Below are 16,734 nucleotides of genomic sequence, written 5' to 3'. Positions count from 1 at the left end.
GACCGGCGGGTTTGAGGAGCAGTTGAAATGGCAACCTATGTTCTGGTTCACGGAGCCTGGCATCATGGCGACCTCATGCGCGAGGTCGGCGATCAGATCGCGGCCGAGGGCCATGTCGTCCACACACCGACCGTCGCGGGAAACCGCCCCGGCGACCGTCCCGATACCGGTCTCGACGAGGCCATCGCGTCGATCGTCCGCTACCTTCACGACGAAGCACTGAGCGACGTCATCCTCGTCGGCCACAGCTATGCCGGCATGATCATCACCGGCGTCGCGGACCGCGTGGACGCAGGCGTTATCCGGCGCCTCGTCTACTGGAACGCGTTCGTTCCCGAGGACGGCGAGGCCCTCAACGATCTGGTTCCCGACTATTTCACGGCCATGTTCGACGACATGGCGAGGTCCGACGGCACCGTGATGATGCCGTTCCCGATCTGGCGCGAAGCGCTGACGAACGACATGACCTACGAGGCCTCGCTCGACGCCTATGAAAAGCTGGTCCCCCAGCCCTACCGGACCTTCACCGACAAGATCAGCCTGACGCGTCCGCCGGCCGCCTTCGACATCCCGAAATCCTACCTCAACTTCACCGACGACACCGGAATGCCGCCAAGCCATCCCTGGCATCCGCGCCTGTCGCAGAAGCTTGGCCTGTTCAGGCTCGTCCAGGGACCGGGGAGCCATGAAATCTGCTTCTCCAACCCCAGCTACGCTGCCCAGAAGATCGTTCGGGCCGGCCGCGATTGAGTTCCATCACCCCGCCAAAACGCGCGGCGGCGCCCCGAGTCCCGTTTTTCTGATCTCAATTTGTATCCGAATGAAATCTTTCGTGCTAGCTTTCGGCCGTCGATAGAAACAAAGATTCGGGGAACGACATGAACATGCCAGAATGGATCAAGCCCGCCCTTGGCGGCGCAGCAGCCGGTGCGGTCGCACTTGCGGTCGTCGGTTTCGCATGGGGCGGATGGGTCACGCAGGGCACCGCGCAGACGATGGTTTCGCAGGCCGCTGCCGAAGGGCGCGTGAGCGCGCTCGTGCCGCATTGCGTGGAGCGGGCGAGCACCGACCCCGAGGCCAGCGTGGTCCTGGCCGAACTCAAGGCGGCCAGCAATTTCAACCGCCGGGGCGTCGTCGAGAAGGCCGGATGGGCAACGCCGCTCGGCGAGGAGCGCCCGAACCGCGCCCTTGCGACCGCCTGCAGCACGGCCCTGGCCGACCTCTAGCAACCGGCCGCATTCTGCAACGAAAAGACTGGCAGGGGGTCGTCATCGGGCGGCCCCTTTCTATTTGTACCTGACAGAGTGGAGCCCAATTTCGTCCGGCTCGTCCCAAGGGAGGCTGTCATGTCCAATCCCTCACCCGGCCTGAAGCGCGATCCCGGCCACGCCATCACCATCACGCCCTATCCCGGCACCGTGACCGTCAAATTCGGCGAGGTCGTCGTCGCATCGACGCGCAACGCCCTGGAACTCAAAGAGGCGACCTACCCGCCGGTCCTCTACGTCCCCTTCGCCGACATCTATTTCGAACATCTTCTGGCCTCCGACACGAAAACCCGCTGCCCCTTCAAGGGCGAGGCTTCCTACTGGAGCGTCACCGGCCAGGGCGAAGGCGAGCCCGACGTCATGTGGACCTACGCGCACCCCTATGACGAAGTCGCCCGGATCAAAGACCACGGCGCGTTTTATCCGCACAAGGTGACGATCGACGCGGGGTGACTACGACCTGACCCCGACATCAGCGGGGTCGACGTCGAACAATCTTGCCTGCCCGGAAATCAGATCGTTCAGCATCAGTGCAATTTCGGGCGGCAGCATGGAGCGCCCGCGATCGAGCGCCTCTTGCCATTTGGCGCCCCGTTGCCATGCCTCGATCCAGACGTCGACCAGATCGGCGGAACGCCCGTGTGCTAGCGCCTCGACCAGAAAGGCCGACTGGCCGATGTCTTTCGCGATCTTTTCCCTGTCGCGCCGACGCGTTGCGACGATGAGTTTGTGAACGGCAAATCGCTCCGGCGATGGCACGTAAACGGACACGCCCCCGCCATGGAGGATCACCGACTTGATGGGGTTGCGTATCAGGAAGTCGAGGAAGCGTAACGGCTGGGCGGCGACCCCGCCGAGAGCGGGCATGGTCGTCAGCCCTCCCGAATAATCGTCCGATCCACGATTGGGAACGAGGAACTCCACCTTGTAACCGCGCGCATTGACGAAGGCGGATGTCTTCATGCCACCGCTTAGGCTGGGCACTGCACAAAACGTCTCGTCAATCTGCATGATCTGAGCGTGGATGCTGTCGACCTCGTCGCCTATCGCGATCGAGATACCATGGTCCTGCGCGAGATCCAGATCGCCGGTTTGCAGGTTGCGATCCGGCCTGGCCCCAACGATGCCTGCATAGGTCTGAAAGGCAATCGTGCCCACGAGGACGCCGCGCAGCCGAAAGAACCCTGCCCTTGCGAGCCGTTCGATGACCACTCCCGTCATGGAATCCGGAATCGGGAGGCCGGCCGCTCGCAACATGCGCACGGCTTCGAGCCTCGTCCTGAAGGCGACCTTGCTGCGCTCGAAGGCAGTCACCCGATCGGAAATCGCGGGATCGGATGCCGGTCCGACATATTTTCGCGACTTGGCGCCCGAGAGTGGGTCATATCCATCGTAGTACCAGTAGTCCCGTCCTTTGACGGTCGTCTTGCTGAAACTTCCGTTTTCGGGGAAAGCTTCATCGAACGCGACATCCTGCAGTCGCTGATTGAGATCAGCGAATACGGTCTGGGTAGCCTGATCCAACAGCCTCACGCCCATTATAGTATTTTCCTGGTTTTCCTATAACATACACAAAAACAGTGACATATCAACCGATTCGCGTTATAGGAAAATTTTGATCTTCCTATAACAGCAGTCGCCATCAAGCCTGCGACATCCATCCCATTGAAAACAAACGCACGATGGAAGATAATCCTATCCGTGCGTGCGAACTGACCGAATGAGGAGTTTCGTGACGCCAAAAGTCCTCCGGCAGTCCGGCTGCGCACGAACGTAGCCTGAAGGAGGATTTGTCATGGCAACGCTCAACAATATGGAACCTCTCGGGCTCTCCGAACACCGGAGCTGGGAGGACTTCGCGGCCATCGCGCTTGGCGTTCTGATCGTGGCCTCGCCCTTCATCGCCGGCTTCGAAGGCATGACGATCATGCTCGTGACGACCATCGTCGCGGGCGGGCTCGTCATGGCCGTCGGCCTGATGGAGCTTGCGGCTCACCGGTTGTGGGAAGAGGCGGTGGCGCTGATCTGCGGCGTGTGGATGATCGCGTCGCCCTATGTATTCAACTACATGGGCGATCTGCGGGCATGGCACATCGGGCTTGGCGTGCTCGTCGCGCTGCTGGCGCTGCTCGAGCTTTGGCAGCCGCACGCCCGCAAGGCGTGACACCGCAATCGAAGAGGCGCGCCGGCCGCAAGACCGGCGCGCCCGACCTCAGTCTTTCCTGACGGCCGCCTGCGCCGCCGCCAGGCGCGCGATCGGCACGCGGAAGGGCGAGCAGGACACGTAGTCGAGCCCGACCTCCTCGCAGAAATGGATCGAAGAGGGGTCGCCGCCGTGCTCGCCGCAGATACCCAGCTTGATGTCGGGCCGCGTCGCACGTCCCTTGTCCGCGGCCATGCGCACCAGTTCGCCGACGCCGTCCTGGTCGAGCGAGACGAACGGGTCCTGCTCGATGATGCCCTTCTGGCGATAGGTTTCGAGGAACGACGAGGCGTCGTCGCGCGAGATGCCGAATGTCGTCTGCGTCAGGTCGTTGGTGCCGAAAGAAAAGAACTCCGCCGCCTCCGCGATCACATGGGCGCGGATCGCCGCGCGCGGCAGCTCGATCATCGTGCCGACGAGATAGTCGATCGTCTCGCCCTTCTCTTCCATCACCGTGCGCGCCGTCTCGTCGATCCGCGCCTTGACGAAGTCGAGTTCCTTCATGATGCCGACGAGCGGGACCATGACTTCCGGCACGACCGGGCTGCCGGTCGTCTTGCCCGCCTCGATCGCCGCCTCGAAGATCGCGCGCGCCTGCATCTCGGCGATCTCCGGATAGGAGACCGCGAGCCGGCAGCCGCGATGGCCGAGCATCGGATTGAACTCGTGCAGCGCCTCGGTGCGCTCGGTCAGTTTCGCCGGGTCGACGCCCAGCACCTTCGCCACCTCGCCGATTTCCTCTTCGGTCTTCGGCAGGAACTCATGCAGCGGCGGGTCGAGCAGGCGGATCGTGACCGGCAGGCCCGCCATGATCTCGAACAGTTCGACGAAGTCGGAGCGCTGCATCGGCAAGAGCTTGGCAAGCGCCGCGCGACGTCCATCCTCCGTCTCGGCCAGGATCATCTCGCGCATCGAAATGATGCGATCCTCGTCGAAGAACATGTGCTCGGTGCGGCAAAGCCCGATGCCTTCCGCGCCGAAGGAGCGCGCCGTGCGCGCGTCGGCGGGCGTCTCGGCATTCGCGCGCACCCTCATGCGCCGCTCGCCGTCCGCCCATTCCATGATCGCGGCGAAATCGCCCGACAGTTCGGGTTGCAGCATCGGCACCGCGCCCCTCAACACCTGCCCGCTCGCGCCGTCGATGGTGATCACGTCGCCCTTCTTCAGCGTCACGCCCATCGCCATCAGCGTGCCGGCGCGGGTGTCGACCCGCAGCCCGCCGGCGCCCGAAACGCAAGGCTTGCCCATGCCGCGCGCGACCACGGCCGCATGGCTCGTCATGCCGCCACGCGTCGTCAGGATGCCCTCGGCCGCGTGCATGCCGTGAATGTCTTCCGGGCTCGTCTCGACGCGCACCAGAATGACCTTGCGGCCCTGGCCCTTCATCTCCTCCGCCTCGTCGGAGGTGAACACGATCTCGCCCGTCGCCGCGCCTGGCGAAGCGGGAAGCCCGGTGCCGATGATGTTGCGCTCCGCCTTCGGGTCGATCGTCGGGTGCAGCAACTGCTCGAGCGAAGCCGGGTCGATCCGCGCCACCGCCTCGTCCCTGCCGATCAGTCCCTCGCCCGCCATGTCCACGGCGATCCGCAGCGCCGCCTTGGCCGTGCGCTTGCCCGATCGCGTCTGCAGCATCCACAATTTGCCGCGCTCGATGGTGAATTCGAGGTCCTGCATGTCGCGATAATGCCGCTCCAGCCGGTTCGCGATGTCGACGAAGGTCGCGAACGCCTCGGGCAACACCTTTTCCAGCGACGGCTTGTCGGAGCCGGCGGCGATGCGCGCGGCTTCCGTCAGGTTCTGCGGCGTACGGATTCCCGCCACCACGTCCTCGCCCTGCGCATTCACCAGGAACTCGCCGTAAAGCGCCTTCTCGCCCGTCGATGGGTTACGCGTGAAGGCGACGCCGGTCGCCGAGGTGTCGCCCATATTGCCGAACACCATCGCCTGCACGTTGACGGCAGTGCCCCAGCTTTCGGGAATGTCGTGCAGGCGGCGATAGGTGATCGCGCGATGGTTCATCCAGCTCGAGAACACCGCCCCGATCGCGCCCCAGAGCTGCTCGCGCGGGTCCTGCGGGAACGGCTTTTCGAGCTCTTCGACGACCTTCTGCTTGTAGAGATCGACGATCTGCCGCCAGTCGGCCGCCGACAGTTCCGTGTCGAGCTCGACCCCGCGCTGCGCCTTCTCGTCCTCCAGTATCTCCTCGAACACCTCGTGGTCGAGCCCCAGGACGACGTCGCAATACATGGTGATGAAGCGGCGATAGCTGTCGAAGGCGAAGCGTTCGTCGCCGGCCTCGCGCGCCAGCGCTTCCACCGTCTCGTCGTTCAGCCCGAGATTCAGGACCGTGTCCATCATGCCCGGCATGGACGCACGGGCGCCCGATCGCACCGAGACTAGAAGCAGGTTCGCCGGATCGCCGAACCTCTTGCCGGTGATGCGACCGACCTCGTCGAGCGCAGCGTCGACCTCGCGCTCCAGTTCGCCCGGATAGGCGCGGCCATTGCCGTAATAATGGACGCAAGCTGAGGTGGTAATGGTGAAGCCGGGCGGCACCGGCAAGCCCAGATTGCACATTTCGGCAAGGTTTGCGCCCTTGCCGCCAAGCAGGTTCTTGTCGCCGGCGCGCCCCTCCGCCTTGCCGTCGCCGAATGCGTAGACCCACTTCGTCATGCCGTCCTCCGTGCTCGCGGGTTTCGAGCGATAGAGTGCAGCGCAGCAAAAGGCAAGGCGTCCCTCCCCCGCTCGGCTCCCTCAATCGATTGAGTATCGGACACGCTTCATGTCCGCTTCTTTCGCTTGCCTTCCTCCCTCGGCCGAACTAGAACATAACATGAACATACACGGAGATGACGAATGCGCAAGGACGGAAAACTCGATTATCTCGAAATGCAGGCCGGCGACGGCACGATCGACGGCGTGAAGTCGTTCTACAGCACCGCCTTCGGCTGGAGCTTTACCGATTACGGGCCCCGCTATTCGGCCTTTTCGGAGGGAATCGACGGCGGCTTCGACGCTTCCGCCGCGCCGGTCGCTAAGCCGCTGCCGGTATTGTTCTCGACCGATCTGGAAAGGACGCTGCGCCTGGTCGAAGACGCGGGCGCGAAGATCACCCGGCCGATCTTCGAGTTTCCCGGCGGCCGTCGCTTCCATTTCGCCGATCCGGCCGGAAATGAACTCGCTGTCTGGGCCGAATGACTAGGTGAGTCGCACCAGCGCTGCGCGCAATTTGCCCGTCGCGATCGCGACGTCCGGCGCGTTCTGCACTGCCATCAGGTGGCGCAGGCGAAACGGCGCGTCGTGGTCCTCGCCTTCCCCGATCAACCGCCCGGCGCTCCTTGCCGCGTCGGCGAGGATTTCGGCTGAGAAATTCTCCTTGTCGGCCCGCGCCTCGTCGAGCACCACGATGAGCTGCGAAAGGCTTTCAAGCCAGGCAAAGCGCGGGTTGCCGATCACGTCGAAGAGCAGCGTATAGGGGTTCGCATAGGCCGGATCGTCGCCGGCCTCGGCATGGATCAGCGCCTTGTGCAGGTCGCGGAGTGCCGTCGACAGCTCCGCTGCCCTCTTCGCCAAGTCGTCGCTCATACTGCCTCGCGCATCTGTTCGGCCGTCTGCAGGTCGACCGAGACGAGCTGGCTGACGCCCTGCTCGGCCATCGTCACGCCGAACAGCCGGTTCATGCGCGCCATGGTGATGGGATTGTGGGTGATGATGACGAAACGCGTCTCGGTCGTCGCGGCCATCTCGTCCATCAGATTGCAAAAGCGCTCGACATTGTGGTCGTCGAGCGGGGCATCCACCTCGTCGAGCACGCAGATCGGCGCCGGGTTGGTCAGGAACACCGCGAAGATCAGCGCCATCGCGGTCAGCGCCTGCTCGCCACCGGAAAGCAGTGTCATCGTCTGCGGCCGCTTGCCCGGCGGACGCGCCAGAATCTCGAGGCCCGCTTCCAGCGGATCGTCGGATTCGATCAGTTGCAGTTCGGCCGTGCCACCGCCGAAAAGATGCGTGAACAGCCGGCGGAACTCGGTGTCGACCCGGCCGAACGCCGCCAGAAGCCGCTCGCGCCCCTCGCGGTTCAGGCTCTGGATCGCCTCGCGCAGCCGCGCGATCGCGTCCACCACGTCGACGCGCTCCTTGGTGATCAGATCGTAGCGATCGGACAGTTCCCGCGCCTCCTCCTCGGCGCGCAGATTGACCGCGCCCAGCCGCTCGCGCTCGCCCTTCAGCCGGTCGAGCCGGCGTTCCACATCGGCGATCTCAGGCTCCGCCTGGTCGGCCAGAAGCTCGGCTTGCCGCGCGACGAGATGGGGCTCGACGCCGACCACCTCGCGCATGCGCACTTCCACTTCCTTGCGCCGCTCCTCGGCGGCCGAAAGCCGCTCCTCGGCCCGCCCGCGCTCCTCGCGCGCACGGCTCAGCCCCTCGATCGCGTCGGTCGCGGCGCGGTCGAGCACCACCTGCCCCGTCTCGGCGGAGGCCAGCGCATCGGCGGCCAGCTTGCGCGTGGCCTCCGCCTTGTCGATCTCGCCGGCAAGCGCGCGGCGCTTCACCTCCAGCTCGTCCGGCGCATCGGCGAGCTGCGCCGCCTCCGCGGCAGCCTCGTCGCGCCGAACCGTGAGCGCGTTCACCTGGTCGCCGGCATTTTGCGCCCGCGTCACCCAGCCCTGCCGCTCGCTGACGATCACGGCCAGCCTTCGCGCACGCTGGTCGGCCTCGCGCACCAGCCCGTCACGCGCCGCCCGCGCCTCGGCCTCGGCCTGCCGCTCGGCCGAAACCTTCGCGGACAGGTCGGAAAACTCCGCGTCGAGCGCGGTCAGGTCCGGCGCCTCGGCCAGCGCCGCCTCGGCCTCCGCCCTGACGCGCGCGATCTCCGCCAGCGCCCCGGCCAGCCGTATCGCCGTCTCGTCCAGCGCGCCGCGCCGATTGTCGATCTCGCCGCGTGCACGTTCGGCCTGCGCCAGCGCCTCGCGCCTTTCGCCGACGGCTTTCTGGGCCAATCGAAGCCGTTCGCGCGCGGCCCGCTCGGCATCGGCCGCGTGGCGCGCGGCTTCTTCCGCCTGCTTCAGCGCGGCCTCGCTGCTCGTCACGGCCTCGCGCGCCGCGTTCTGCTCGCGTTCGAGCTCGGCAAGACGGTTGCGCTGCGCCAGCCTTTGCGCGGCGGCCGTCGGCGCGTCGGCGCCGGCCACCACCCCGTCCCAGCGCCAGACATCGCCCTCGCGGGAGACCAGCATTTGGCCCACTGCCAGCGCGCCATGCAGCCGCGCGCCGTCGTCTTTCGACACCACGCCGATCTGCCGCAGCCGGCGCGAGAGTTCGGCCGGGGCGGTCACATGCGCCGCGAGCGCCTCGACGCCCGCCGGCAATTCAGGGTCGCCATCACCTGCAACAACGGCCCAGCGCGCCGGTGCACCGGCATCGAGCGGGAGGTCGAGATCGTCGCCGAGTGCTGCGCCCAAGGCCGTCTCATAGCCCCGCGCGACCGAAATCCTGTCGAGCACCGGCGGAAATTTGACATCGCCGCCCGCCGACAGAATCTTCGCCAGCGTCCGCGCTTCCGTTTCAACCCGCGCCAGCGCGTTCTTCGCCTCCTGCACCGGCGCACGCGCAACAGCTTCCGCCGTCCGGGCCGGAGCGACCGCCGTCTCGGCTGCAGTCGCCGCGTCTTCCGCCTCCGCGCGCTCTGCGTCTGCGCGCTCGAATTCAGCGCGCCGTTGCGCCGGGTCGGGCAGGTTCGCGGCCTTCGCGTCGAGCGCAGCCAGTTCCGCCGCGTTCGCCTGGCTCTGGCGCTCGGTCCGCATCTGGCTCTCGGCAAGATCGCGCAGCGATTTCTGCACTTGCGCGCGAATGGCCGCGCTTTCGGCCCGCTTCGCCGTCACCGACGACAAGTCGCGTTCGAAGCCTTCCAGCCGGTCGGAGATTTCGACCAGACGCGCGCTTGCGTCGGCTTCGCGCTCGCCCTGCCTCTCGCCGGCAGATTTCAGCTCGGCCTCTTCCGCCGCCAGCCGTTCGAGAATGCCCGTATTCTCGGTCATCAATTGGCGTTCACGCGCGATGTCGGCATCGGCCTGAGCGAGGCGCCTTGCAAGTTCGTCGCGCCGGGCGGCGATGCGCTTCGTCTCTTCCTCGAGCTGCGTTCGGGCAATCGTCAGCCGTTGTAGAACGGCTGCCGCAACCGCCTCCGCCTCGCGCAGGCCGGGCAGCTTGTGCGCGCCGACGGCTTGCGCCTTCGCCGCCTCGATCTGCGCCTGCGCGCGCTCGGCCACCAGCGACGTCGCGCGCGCCAGTGTCGATTTCGCCTCGCCTTCCTGCGCCTTGGCGTGCACCCAGCGCAAATGAAGCAGCGTCGCCTCCGCCTTGCGGATGTCGGCCGAAAGCGTCTTGAAGCGCTGCGCCTGCCGCGCCTGCCGCTTCAAACTGTCGATCTGCGTCGCAAGTTCGCCGGTCACGTCGTCGAGCCGTTCGAGGTTCTGCTCGGCCGCGCGCAGGCGCAGTTCCGCTTCATGGCGGCGCGAGTGCAGGCCCGAAATGCCCGCCGCCTCTTCCAGAAGCGCCCGGCGCGCCTGCGGTTTTGCCTGGATCAGTTCGCCGATCCGCCCCTGCCCCACCATCGAGGGTGAGCGCGCGCCGGTCGACTGGTCGGCGAAGAGAAGCTGCACGTCCTTGGCGCGCGCCTCCTTGCCGTTGATGCGGTAGACCGAGCCCGAGGCGCGCTCGATCCGGCGCGAGACCTGCAATTCGTCGGCAGTGTTGAAGGCGGCGGGGGCTGTGCGGTCGGAATTGTCGAGGAAAAGCGTGACTTCGGCCGTATTGCGCGCCGGCCGCGTGCCCGAGCCGGAAAAGATCACGTCGTCCATGCCGGACGCGCGCATGTTCTTGTACGAGCTTTCGCCCATCACCCAGCGCAGCGCTTCGACGAGGTTCGACTTGCCGCAACCATTCGGCCCGACCACGCCCGTCAGGCCGCGTTCGATGACGAATTCACCGGGATCGACGAAGGATTTGAAGCCGAGCAGGCGGAGCCGGTTGAAGCGCATCAGCGCTTAGCCGGAAATCCGGGCGCGGCTTTGCCACGCCCGGCATTTACGATGTGGACGTCAGAGCATCGAGTCGATGATGGCCGACATTTCGTCAACCGACAGTGCTCCCGAATACTTGTTGCCGTTGATGAAGAAAGTCGGCGTCGCCTCGACACCGAAATCGTTCTGGCCGCGAGCCCTTACTGCACGGATTTCATCGAGAAGCGTCTGGTCCGTCAAGCAAGCCTCGAAGGATTCCTGTGTAAAGCCACCGAGACGCGCAATCCTCAGCAATGCTTCTCGCGCGTTGTCGACCGGAACCCAGCTGTTCTGCTGCTTGAAGAGCACGTCCGACATGGCGAAATAGTTGGCGTCGGCGCAGCGCGCAAGCATCGCGCCGGCCTCGGCGCGCGGGTCGAACGGGAACTCGCGCACGATGAGCCGGACCTGTCCGGTGTCGATGTATTTTTCCTTGATCGTCGGCAGCGTGTTGTTGTGGAAATTGCCGCAATGGCCGCAGGTCATCGATGCGTATTCGACGATCGTCACCGGCGCGTCGGCCTCGCCCATCACCTTGTCTTCCAGCGTGCCCGGCTCGAGCAGCGCTTCCATGTCGACCGTACCCTGCGGGTTCGGGGCGGTCGCGCCCGTCGTCACCGGATCGGTGGCCGGTGTTGAGGCTGAATTGGTGTTGGTGGCGTTGCCGCTGTCGATGCATGCCGAAAGCGCAAGGCCCGCCACGGGCAGCGCCACGAGCGAGGTCAGGATATGTCTGCGCGACAGATAAGAGGCCATTCGAATCACCTTGCGTCCAGTTTCAGTGTTGCCTGTATTCCATCCCTCTAATGAGCGAATACGGCAAGGATCGTCCCTTTCCTACCGCCAAAGCGCGACACTGTGTTCACAAAGGTGCGACTTTGCCGGCGCGGATTCAAGCGCTGCGACGTTTCGCGCCGATCACCTCGGCGCCGAGCCGTTCGAGCGACGCGCGCAGGCCGTCATCCTCGATCTTCGCCGTCACGCTCTTCAGATGCGCTTCCTGCCGCCCGTCGAGTTTGGCAGGACCGCGCGGGCGGCGCGGCTTTTCTAGCGCGACCGGCTTCTGCAAGATGCGGATGCGGCCGACAGCGGAAAAGCCGAGGAAGCCGTTGACCCGGGCGATCACCTCGCCCGTCTCGTGCTGCAACGCCAACGCCGCCATGCCCTCGCAGGCGACGATCAGCGTCGCCGGCTCGAACGGGTCGTCCTCGCTCATCCGGCGCGGCCAGACGATCTTCTCCGGCCGCGAGGCAGAAGCGATGCGCTCGCCGACGATCTCCTCCCAGGACTGGATCAGCGCGACCGAGATCCCGGTCCGCTTCTTCAGCACCGGATCGAGGATGCGCGTCGCCAGGTCGGCAACCGGCTGGGCGCCCCACGGCCCTTTTGGTTTGCCTGCCATCGGGTAAATCCTTTATGCGCTTGGGTCTCGGCAAACTCCTATCAGGAATGGAAGAATGGCGCCATCGGGCGACGGGACATGGTTCGACGGCGGGCGCGGAAAGCGCGTCGCGGCTGCGCTTCTCGGCTGGTACGATAAGCACCACCGCGACCTGCCCTGGCGCGTCCCGCCGCGTGATCTGGCCGCCGGATTGCACGCCGATCCCTACCGCGTCTGGCTGTCGGAGATCATGCTCCAGCAGACGACGGTCGAGGCGGTGAAGCCTTATTTTCTCAAGTTCGTCGAGCGCTGGCCGACCGTCTCCGACCTCGCCCATGCCGACAGCGACGACATCATGAAGGCCTGGGCCGGGCTCGGCTATTATTCGCGCGCGCGCAATTTGAAGGCCTGCGCGGAAGTCGTTGAAAACGCTCATGCAGGTTCATTTCCAGATACCGAAACCAGCCTGCTTGCCCTGCCCGGCATCGGTCCCTACACCGCCGCCGCCATCGCCTCCATCGCCTTCGACCGCCCGGCCGCCGTGGTCGACGGCAATGTCGAACGCGTCTTCACCCGGCTCGCCGCGATCGGTACGCCGCTGCCGAAAGCCAAGCGCGAAATCAAGGGCTTGGTCGCGCTTTCCGTTCCGATGAATCGACCCGGCGACTTCGCGCAGGCGACGATGGATCTCGGCGCGACGATCTGCACCCCGCGCCGCCCGAAATGCCTGATGTGCCCGATCAATGCCGAGTGTCTCGCCTTGCGCCAGGGCGACCCGGAGCACTACCCGGTGAAGGCTGCGAAGGCGGAGAAGCCGCTGCGGCGCGGTGCGGCGTTCGTCGCGATCCATGATGGGGCGGTCTTCCTCAGGAAGCGCGAGGCGAAGGGTCTGCTCGGCGGCATGGCCGAGGTGCCGTCGACGGGCTGGAACTCGCGCACCGACGGCGAACTTGTCCCTACCGCCGCGCCGTTTGCGGCAAAATGGGAGAATTCGGGCTCGATCTCCCACGTCTTCACGCATTTCGCGCTGGAACTGACCGTCTTTCGCGCCGAAATCACCGAGAAACCCCTCGAAAACGGCGGCTGGTGGGCGCGGCTCGAAGATATCCACACGGAGGCGCTTCCGACTGTCATGAAGAAGGCAATCGAAGCTGCCATACCCGGCTCGACCAAAGCCAGAGCGAAGGAAAAATCGCGTTGACCGAAATCCGTCACATCGTCTTCGACATCGGCAAGGTGCTGATCCACTACGATCCCGACCTCGCCTATCGCGACCTCATTCCCGATGCCGACGACCGGCGCTGGTTCCTCGAGACGGTGACCACCGGCGACTGGAACCTCGAGCAGGATCGCGGGCGAGGCTGGCAGGACGCCGAGGCGCTGCTCGTCGCCGATTTTCCCGACCACGAGCCGAACATCCGCGCCTTCCGGCAGAACTGGCACAAGATGGTGCCGCATGCCTATGACGAAAGCGTCGCCATCCTCGAAGCGCTGATCGAGGACGGGCACGACGTCACCATGCTGACCAATTTCGCCACCGACACATTCGCGGAGGCCAGGGAGCGGTTTGCGTTCTTGAGCAAGCCGCGCGGCGTCACCGTTTCGGGGGAGTGCCGACTGATCAAGCCGGACGCCGCGATCTACGAGTTGCATGCGCGGACGTTCGGGCTGAACCCGAAACACACACTCTTCATCGACGACAGCGCGAAGAACGTGGAAGGGGCGAAGGCGGCAGGGTGGCAGGCGGTGCAGTTTACGGATGCGGATGCGTTGACGGACGACCTGAAGAGATTGGGCGTTCTATAGGATACTGAATCGTTTTCGGCTCTCGATCGTTGAGACCTGGACCTCTGTGACGAGCACAGAGGTGACGGCATCGGGGTGTCTGCCAAGCTGGAAGGTTGTCGTGCCTGGCTACTAAGCCTCCGTCGTTCCTGTGCTTGTCACAGGAACCCATGCCTCGACATTCCAACTCACGGAACGGTCACGAGATAACCGCAACTCCCTAAGCTCCCGCGCGGTCCATGCCGAGCCGGGCAATGCGGCGTAGTTCGTCGATCTGGTTGAGGCCGCCGGAGCGCTCATAGTGCCAGAAGGTCCATCCATTGCAGGCGTCGAGACCCTGCACCAGGGCGCCGACCTTGTGGATCGAGCCGGACATGTCGCCAACCGCGACGGTGCCGTCGGCGCGCACGCGGGCCTGCCAGCGGCGCTTGATATCGTGCAGTACGGCGCCGGGCTTGATGAGGCCGGAATCGATGAGGCTGACGAAGGCGACGCGGGGTTCAGCTCGCTTGCCGGTCAGGACGGAAAGGTCCATGTCGGCCAGAGGCTTGACGCGGTCGATGCGCTCCTGCGCGGCGTCGATATAGGTCTGGTCGCGCTCGATGCCGACGAAGTGGCGGCCGAGGCGCTTGGCGACGGCGCCGGTGGTGCCGGAGCCGAAGAACGGGTCGAGCACGACGTCGCCGGGCTTGGTCGAGGACAGCATTACGCGCGCCAGCAGCGCCTCTGGCTTCTGGGTCGGGTGGACCTTGTTGCCGTTCTCGTCCTTCAGCCGCTCATTGCCGGTGCAGATCGGGAACAGCCAGTCCGAGCGCATCTGCACGTCGTCATTCGCCGCCTTCATGGCGTCGTAGTTGAACGTGTAGCCCTTGGCCTTCGGGTCGCGCGAGGCCCAGATCATGGTCTCGTGCGCGTTCTGGAAGCGGCGGCCGCGGAAGTTCGGCATCGGGTTGGTCTTGCGCCAGACGACGTCGTTCAGAATCCAGAAGCCGAGATCCTGCATGATCGCGCCGACGCGGAAGATGTTGTGATAGGAGCCGATGACCCAGATCGTGCCGTTCGGCTTCAGGACGCGGCGCGCGGCCAGCAACCAGGCGCGGGTGAAGGCGTCATAGGCGGCGAAGCTTTCGAACTGGTCCCATTCGTCGTCGACCGCGTCGACCTTCGACTGGTCGGGCCGGTGCAAATCGCCCTCGAGCTGGAGGTTGTAGGGCGGGTCGGCGAAGATGACGTCGATGGAGTGGTCGGGCAGCTTGTTCAGCGCGGCGACGCAATCTCCTTTCAGGATCGTGTCGAGCCAGACGGAGCTTTCGGCTGACGGGGAAAGGTCGGCAAGATGACGCACGGCAGACATGAGGATACCCGATACTCGACAACACGCATTTACTGGCTGTTATGGTTACCGATCACCGTTAACATCGCGTGAAGGCTGACGAATTGCCCCCTCGCCCGTGCTCGTGTACGAGGCAGCGACTCCCAATCTGACTGGATTTGCCATGGCTGCCCCCGAACTCGTCATTTTCGATTGCGACGGCGTGCTCGTCGATTCCGAGATCATTGCCGCGCGCGTCGAGGCGGAAATCCTGTCGGCCGCCGGCTACGAGATCAGCGCCGAGGAACTGGCGGAAACCTATGCCGGCCTCACCTTCCGCGAGATCATGCTGCGGATCGAGCGCGAGGCGGCGATCCCGTTCCAGATCTCGATGCTGGACGAGGTGGAAAAGCGCGTCGACCAGCGGCTGAAGGCCGAGGTCAAGCCGATCGACGGCGTCCATGAGGCGGTCGCCTCGGTGACGGGCAAGCGCGCCATCTGTTCCAATTCGAGTGCCGAACGGCTTGACATGATGCTGACCCGGGTGCGGCTGAAGCCGTTCTTCGAGGGCGTCATCTTTTCCTCGCGCGACACGCCGTCGCAAAAGCCCAAGCCCGCGCCGGACGTCTTTCTCCACGCCGCCGAAACGCTCGGCGCCAATCCGGCGAAGACCTTCGTCATCGAGGATTCCATCCACGGCATCCAGGGCGCGAAGCTTGCCGGCATGCGGGTGATCGGCTTCACCGGCGCCTCGCACACACACCCCGGCCACGCCGACATGCTGACCGAGGCGGGCGCGGAGACCGTCATCCGCCGGCATGCGGATTTGCCGGCGACGCTCGCCGCGCTCAGCGCCTGGTCGGAGGGCTGAGGCCATGATGCGCCGGTCCGCCTTCCTTGCTCTCGTTGCCTCGTGCCTGATCGCCGCCTCGGGCGCAAAGGCTGCCGAGATCTGCACGCTGATCGCCGACGGCGAGAGCGGCGCCGTGATCCTCGAGCGCGGCGACTGCCGCACCCGCGTCACGCCCGCCTCCACGTTCAAGGTGCCGCTGGCGGTGATGGGCTTTGATGCGGGCTTCCTGACCGCTCCCGACGCGCCGGTGCTCGACTTCCAGGAAGGCTATCCCGACTGGATCGCGGAATGGCGCCGACCCACCGACCCGGCGGCATGGATGCGCCATTCCGTCGTGTGGTATTCGCAGCAGGTCACCAAGGCGCTCGGCGCCGAGCGCCTGTCGGCCTATGCCGGGGCGTGGGGCTACGGCAACGCCGATTTCTCCGGCGATCCGGGCCTTGGCAACGGGCTGGAACGCGCCTGGATCGCGTCGTCCCTCGAGGTCTCGCCGGTCGAGCAGGTCAAGTTTCTGCACGGTTTGGTCAACCGCACGCTTACCGCCTCGCCGTCAGCGATGGAAATGACGGTCGCGATCGTCGAAGGACATCGGGCCGGCGAGTGGTCGGTCAAAGGCAAGACCGGCTCCGCCTACCCCCGCCGCACCGACCGCAGCTTCGACCGGGCGCGCGCCTGGGGGTGGTATGTCGGCTGGGCGACCAAGGGCGAGCGCAGCGTGGTGTTTGCGAGGCTGAACCAGGATGAAGAGCGAACGGAAGGGCCGAGCGGCATTCGTGCGCGGGATGGGTTTCTGGCGGAGCTGGCGGGGTTGTAGTGGGGGCGCGGGCGATTCTTTCTGAAGTGACCCCCACCCTTTATCCCTCCCCACAAGGGG

At 65.4% G+C, this 16,734-nt stretch carries 16 protein-coding genes; 9 read left to right on the top strand and 7 right to left on the bottom strand.

Translation table 11 applies throughout. The features are described 5' to 3' along the window. Nucleotides 1-27 precede the first annotated feature (27 nt). From ALII_RS0120615 to ALII_RS0120605, 3 genes are all read left to right on the top strand, one after another. Complete coding sequence (locus tag ALII_RS0120615) at nucleotides 28-750, top strand: alpha/beta hydrolase (RefSeq protein WP_024589109.1); 723 nt, start codon at nucleotides 28-30, stop codon at nucleotides 748-750. 128 nt (nucleotides 751-878) lie between these two features. Further along, nucleotides 879-1,226 (top strand): hypothetical protein, encoded by a 348-nt coding sequence (locus ALII_RS0120610; RefSeq protein WP_024589108.1) that lies wholly within the window; start codon nucleotides 879-881, stop codon nucleotides 1,224-1,226. A 120-nt stretch (nucleotides 1,227-1,346) separates the two neighbouring features. Beyond that, nucleotides 1,347-1,721, top strand: coding sequence for a DUF427 domain-containing protein (locus tag ALII_RS0120605; RefSeq protein ID WP_029660783.1), 375 nt, complete (start codon nucleotides 1,347-1,349; stop codon nucleotides 1,719-1,721). Here the strand turns inward: ALII_RS0120605 and ALII_RS0120600 are convergent, their stop codons facing one another. After that, nucleotides 1,722-2,807: a GSU2403 family nucleotidyltransferase fold protein gene (locus ALII_RS0120600; protein ID WP_051375962.1), complete on the bottom strand. Its 1,086-nt coding sequence runs from the start codon at nucleotides 2,805-2,807 to the stop codon at nucleotides 1,722-1,724. It abuts the gene before it with no gap. Between the two features lie 256 nt (nucleotides 2,808-3,063). On the opposite strand from ALII_RS0120600, the gene ALII_RS0120595 reads away from it, so the two are divergent. Beyond that, nucleotides 3,064-3,432, top strand: coding sequence for an SPW repeat protein (locus ALII_RS0120595; RefSeq protein WP_244437477.1), 369 nt, complete (start codon nucleotides 3,064-3,066; stop codon nucleotides 3,430-3,432). Nucleotides 3,433-3,480: 48 nt separating this feature from the next. Here the strand turns inward: ALII_RS0120595 and ppdK are convergent, their stop codons facing one another. Continuing rightward, nucleotides 3,481-6,144: a pyruvate, phosphate dikinase gene (gene ppdK, locus ALII_RS0120590; RefSeq protein ID WP_024589105.1), complete on the bottom strand. Its 2,664-nt coding sequence runs from the start codon at nucleotides 6,142-6,144 to the stop codon at nucleotides 3,481-3,483. A 183-nt stretch (nucleotides 6,145-6,327) separates the two neighbouring features. Here ppdK and ALII_RS0120585 point away from each other — a divergent pair, with 183 nt between their 5' ends. Further along, nucleotides 6,328-6,669: a VOC family protein gene (locus tag ALII_RS0120585; RefSeq protein ID WP_024589104.1), complete on the top strand. Its 342-nt coding sequence runs from the start codon at nucleotides 6,328-6,330 to the stop codon at nucleotides 6,667-6,669. On the opposite strand, the gene ALII_RS21750 is transcribed toward ALII_RS0120585, so the two are convergent. From ALII_RS21750 to ALII_RS0120565, 4 genes are all read right to left on the bottom strand, one after another. Then, nucleotides 6,670-7,056, bottom strand: a complete 387-nt coding sequence (locus ALII_RS21750; protein WP_024589103.1) for a hypothetical protein — start codon at nucleotides 7,054-7,056, stop codon at nucleotides 6,670-6,672. Next, nucleotides 7,053-10,508, bottom strand: a complete 3,456-nt coding sequence (smc, locus tag ALII_RS0120575) for a chromosome segregation protein SMC (RefSeq protein ID WP_024589102.1) — start codon at nucleotides 10,506-10,508, stop codon at nucleotides 7,053-7,055. Before smc ends, ALII_RS21750 begins: the two co-directional genes overlap by 4 nt. 60 nt (nucleotides 10,509-10,568) lie before the next feature. Beyond that, the gene (locus ALII_RS0120570) at nucleotides 10,569-11,285 is read right to left on the bottom strand and encodes a DsbA family protein (RefSeq protein WP_024589101.1); all 717 of its coding nucleotides are present in this window, start codon (nucleotides 11,283-11,285) and stop codon (nucleotides 10,569-10,571) included. Nucleotides 11,286-11,421: 136 nt separating this feature from the next. Next, the gene (locus ALII_RS0120565) at nucleotides 11,422-11,931 is read right to left on the bottom strand and encodes a DciA family protein (protein WP_024589100.1); all 510 of its coding nucleotides are present in this window, start codon (nucleotides 11,929-11,931) and stop codon (nucleotides 11,422-11,424) included. 55 nt (nucleotides 11,932-11,986) lie between these two features. Here ALII_RS0120565 and mutY point away from each other — a divergent pair, with 55 nt between their 5' ends. Next, nucleotides 11,987-13,111, top strand: a complete 1,125-nt coding sequence (mutY, locus tag ALII_RS0120560) for an A/G-specific adenine glycosylase (RefSeq protein WP_024589099.1) — start codon at nucleotides 11,987-11,989, stop codon at nucleotides 13,109-13,111. After that, the gene (locus ALII_RS0120555) at nucleotides 13,108-13,716 is read left to right on the top strand and encodes an HAD family phosphatase (protein ID WP_024589098.1); all 609 of its coding nucleotides are present in this window, start codon (nucleotides 13,108-13,110) and stop codon (nucleotides 13,714-13,716) included. Before mutY ends, ALII_RS0120555 begins: the two co-directional genes overlap by 4 nt. 199 nt (nucleotides 13,717-13,915) lie before the next feature. Here the strand turns inward: ALII_RS0120555 and ALII_RS0120550 are convergent, their stop codons facing one another. Continuing rightward, on the bottom strand, nucleotides 13,916-15,049 hold the full coding sequence (locus ALII_RS0120550) for a site-specific DNA-methyltransferase (protein ID WP_024589097.1): 1,134 nt from the start codon (nucleotides 15,047-15,049) through the stop codon (nucleotides 13,916-13,918). Between the two features lie 142 nt (nucleotides 15,050-15,191). Between ALII_RS0120550 and ALII_RS0120545 the strand changes: the two genes are divergently transcribed. Both ALII_RS0120545 and blaOXA read left to right on the top strand, forming a co-directional pair. Further along, nucleotides 15,192-15,878, top strand: a complete 687-nt coding sequence (locus ALII_RS0120545; RefSeq protein ID WP_024589096.1) for an HAD family phosphatase — start codon at nucleotides 15,192-15,194, stop codon at nucleotides 15,876-15,878. A gap of 4 nt (nucleotides 15,879-15,882) precedes the next feature. Beyond that, entirely contained in the window at nucleotides 15,883-16,674 is a 792-nt protein-coding gene (gene blaOXA, locus ALII_RS0120540; protein WP_024589095.1) for a class D beta-lactamase, read from the top strand. Nucleotides 16,675-16,734: the final 60 nt, after the last annotated feature.

This window comes from Aliihoeflea sp. 2WW (assembly GCF_000497755.1).
In the GTDB taxonomy this organism is placed as follows: Bacteria; Pseudomonadota; Alphaproteobacteria; order Rhizobiales; family Rhizobiaceae; genus Aliihoeflea.
Note: the sequence above shows the minus strand (reverse complement) of the source record. Positions and strands in the feature narration are given on the sequence as shown.